The organism is Aeromicrobium sp. REDSEA-S32_B7, from assembly GCF_001626145.1.
Lineage (GTDB): Bacteria > Actinomycetota > Actinomycetes > Propionibacteriales > Nocardioidaceae > Aeromicrobium > Aeromicrobium erythreum.
On the sequence record NZ_LUNF01000042.1, the window covers coordinates 1 to 3,660 of the forward strand.

The 3,660-nt window shown below is 71.4% G+C and carries 5 protein-coding genes; all 5 read right to left on the reverse strand.

Annotation, left to right across the window (positions count from 1 at the left end; genetic code table 11):
- Positions 1 to 184 precede the first annotated feature (184 nt).
- Positions 185 to 364, reverse strand: coding sequence for a hypothetical protein (locus tag A6Q79_RS02935; protein WP_317696154.1), 180 nt, complete (start codon positions 362 to 364; stop codon positions 185 to 187).
- Between the two features lie 4 nt (positions 365 to 368).
- Entirely contained in the window at positions 369 to 1,637 is a 1,269-nt protein-coding gene (locus A6Q79_RS02940; protein ID WP_286690364.1) for an aminotransferase class I/II-fold pyridoxal phosphate-dependent enzyme, read from the reverse strand.
- A 37-nt stretch (positions 1,638 to 1,674) separates the two neighbouring features.
- A complete protein-coding gene (locus A6Q79_RS02945) occupies positions 1,675 to 2,247 on the reverse strand; it encodes a hypothetical protein (protein WP_286690363.1) in 573 nt (190 codons plus the stop codon).
- 13 nt (positions 2,248 to 2,260) lie between these two features.
- Positions 2,261 to 3,127: a zinc metalloprotease HtpX gene (gene htpX, locus A6Q79_RS02950; protein WP_286690362.1), complete on the reverse strand. Its 867-nt coding sequence runs from the start codon at positions 3,125 to 3,127 to the stop codon at positions 2,261 to 2,263.
- A 19-nt stretch (positions 3,128 to 3,146) separates the two neighbouring features.
- The coding region (locus A6Q79_RS02955) for a PspA/IM30 family protein (RefSeq protein WP_317696159.1) at positions 3,147 to 3,660 on the reverse strand (514 nt) is incomplete at its 5' end.

Here is a 3,660-nt window from a genome sequence, read left to right on the forward strand (position 1 = left end):
CCCATTGATTGACCGGCGCGCTGTCGTCGGCGCTGCATCCGCCGCCGACGCCCAGCCGGTCGCGATACCAGTCGCTGAGCGCGGCGGGATCGCGCGCGCGGAAGAACAGGCCGCCGATGCCTTTGACATGCCCCATGGAAACGCCTCCTTCGCCTTGTGAGCAGAAGAAGCTAGCGCGCCACGCCTAGCGAATCCACTCGCCGCTCTTCTGATATTCCTCGCGGATCTGGCCCGACTGGTTGAGCCGCGGGTCGCTATAGGCCGGCGGCGTGGGCGCCGCGGGCGTCGATGGAGGCGCCGCCGCAGTCTGCGCGGGCGCGCTCAGCGTGCCGGCGAACTTGTCCGGCGCCACGAGCACGCGCACGGGCTCAGCTCAGCCGCTGCTCGGTGGCCGCGAGCAGCACGCACGTGGCCAGGCCCTCCATCGCGGTGCGCAGCTCCTCGATCGGCGGGAACGACGGCGCGATGCGGATGTTGCGGTCGCGCGGGTCCTTGCCGTACGGGAAGGACGCACCCGCCGGGGTGAGCGCGATGCCCGCCTCCTTGGCCAGGCGCACCACGCGGGTGGCGCAGCCGTCGGGGACGTCGAGGCTCACGAAGTAGCCGCCGCGGGGGTCGGTCCAGGTGGCGACGTCGAGACCGCCGAGCCGCGCCGACAGCACCTCCTGCACGACGGCGAACTTGGGCGCGAGGATCTCGCGGTGCTGGTCCATGAGCGCGTGCACGCCGTCGACGTCGCCGAGCAGCCGGACGTGACGCAGCTGGTTGACCTTGTCGGGCCCGATGGTCCGCTTGCCGACGAGCCCGGTGTACCAGGCGATGTTCTCGGGCGAGGAAGCGAAGAAGCTCACGCCGGCTCCCGCGAAGGTGATCTTCGACGTCGACGCGAGCACGAAGGGACGGTCCGGGTGTCCCGATGCGGCGCACAGACCGACGATGTCGGCGGTCTTGGTGCGCTCCTCGGTGAGGTGGTGCACGGCGTACGCGTTGTCCCAGAAGATCCGGAAGTCGGGCGCGGCGGTCTCGAGCGCAGCCAGCTCGGCGGCGACCGCCTCGCTGACGACGGCGCCCGTCGGGTTCGCGTAGGTCGGGACGATCCAGATGCCCTTCACCGCGGGGTCGGTGACCGCCTCGCGCACGGCGGCCATGTCGGGACCGTCGTCGAGCATGTCGATCGTGCGCATGGTGATGCCGTACTGCTCGCAGATCGCGAAGTGCCGGTCGTAGCCGGGCGACGGGCAGAGGAAGACGACCTCCTCCTCCTGCGCCCACGGCTGCTGCGACCCGACCGTGCCCTTGAGCATCGCGAAGACGATGAGGTCGTGCATGATCGCCAGGCTGGCGTTGTCGCCCGTCACCAGCTGCTCCACGGGGACGTGCAGGAGCTCGGCGAAGATCTCGCGCAGCTGCACGTTGCCGACGACGCCGCCGTAGTTGCGCGTGTCGGTGCCGGCCGCGTCCTTGTAGTCCTGGCCGGGCAGGTCGAGGAGCGCGTTGGAGAGGTCGAGCTGCGCCGACGACGGCTTGCCACGCGTGATGTCGAGCGCAAGACCGGCCTGCTTCAGCTGCTCGTAGGCGGCCTGCTGCTCGTCGTGGAGGGCGCGGATCTCGTCGGGAGAGAGGGTGTCGAGGCTCACGGGCCCAACCTACCGAAGGTCGTGCGAGCCGACGTCGTCAGACGGACAGACCGGGGGCGTCCCAGAGCGCCAGCCAGCGCTCCAGCGCCTTCTCCACCGGCACGTCGCCCTCGACGAGCGCCCGCACCTGCAGCTCGACGGCGTTGTCGCGACGTCGACCGGCCTGCGGCGCGAACGGGTAGAAGGTGCCCTGCTTGAACAGGTAGACCAGCCCGAGCGGGCCGCCCGACGGCGTCGAGAACAGCACCGTGGAGCACAGCAGCTGGGGGCCGAAGCCCGCATCGGCCATCGAGGAGTTCGCGGCGTGCAGGTCGCTGACGAGGCCTTGCAGGTCGCCCGGCGCCCGCGTGACCTGCAGCCAGCGGAAGCCCTGGCCGTCGTCGGTGACGGCCACCGTCGCGGAGGCGTCGGTGCCGATGACCTGCTGCACCTCGGCCATCACGCGGTCGTCGCTGACGCCGTCGACGTCGCGGAAGCACACGGCTCCCGCCCCGGTGGCAGCGAAGCCCGCCGCCTCGAGCGTCAGGGCGGCCTGGGGCACCCCGAAGAGGACGTCGAGGTCGGCCTCCGGCGGCTTGGAGCGGCCGAGGATGCCGTCGAGCCAGCCCATCAGATCGACCCCATCAGATCGGGTCCGACAGCTCGGCGCCGACCTTGGCCAGCTGCGCGAGGCGCTGCTCCAGGGACGGGTGGGTGGCCATGACCGCGTTCACGGACGCGCGGTTGATCGCCGGCGCGAAGAAGAAGGCGCTGAGCGCCTGGGCGCCGCGCAGGTCTTCGTTGGGGATGCGGCTCATGTCGCCGGAGATCTTGACCAGCGCCGACGCGAGCTTCGACGGACGACCCGTCAGGTACGCACCGCTGCGGTCGGCGCTGAGCTCGCGGTAGCGCGACAGGGCGCGGGTGAGCAGGAAGCTGACGAAGTAGACGAGCATGCTCACGAGGAACACGACGATGAACGGCACGCCGTTGCCGTTGCCGTTGCGGTTGTCGCGGTCGTTGCTGCCCGCACCGAGGTAGAACCCCCAGCGGGTGATGAAGCCGGCGAGCAGGCCGAGCGACGACGCGACGGTCATGACGGAGACGTCGCGGTTGGCCACGTGCGACAGCTCGTGCGCCAGTACGCCCTCGAGCTCGTCGGCGTCGAGGCGCTGCATGATGCCGGTCGTGACGCACACGGCCGAGTGCCGCGGCGTGCGACCGGTCGCGAACGCGTTGGGCAGGTCGGTGACGGCCACCGCGACCGTCGGCTTCGGCATGTCGGCCATGACGCACAGCCGGTCGATCATGGCGTGCAGCTCGGGCGCCTGCTCGGGGCTGACGACGCGCGCACCCATCGACTTCAGCGCGAGCGTGTCGGAGAAGTACCACTGTCCCCAGGCGAGCGCGACGGTGATGACCAGGCCGATCACCGCGCTGCCGGAGAAGGAGATGAGGACGGCACCGAACGCGACGTAGAGCGCGCCCAGCCCGAGGCTCACCCCGCCCATGCGGAGCGTGAGCCCCCGGTCAGCCCTGAACCTGCTGCGGGCCACGGCCCTCTCCCTCCACCTCGGTGCCCTGCGGGACGTCGAGACCCAGCTCGCGGTCGAAGCGCCGCGCCTCGAGGTCGTCGCTGCTCTCCCCCGGCCGCGCGACGATGCCGTCGGCGACGAGCTCGTCGATCGCGTCGGCACGGGCCTCCAGCTCGCGGGTGTGCCGCTCGGCGGCCTCCATCTGCTGGTTGACGCTGCTGAGCGACGACGCGATGCCGGTGTCGGCGCTGGTCAGCTGCGAGCGGGCCTCGGCGGCCGAGGCACGAGCGGTCAGCGTGTCCTTGCGGAGCCGGAAGTCCTCGATGCTGTCCTCGAGCCGGGTGGCGGCGTCGGTGATGGTCGCCTCCTCCTGCTGCAGGGCGGCGTGCCGCTCCCGCAGGTCGGCGAGCGAGTCCTCGAGCCCGACCTTGCGGCCGAGCGCGGTGCGGGCGGCGGTGTCGTCACCACGCTCGACGGCCTCGCGGGCCTGCGCGTCGAACGTCGCGGCC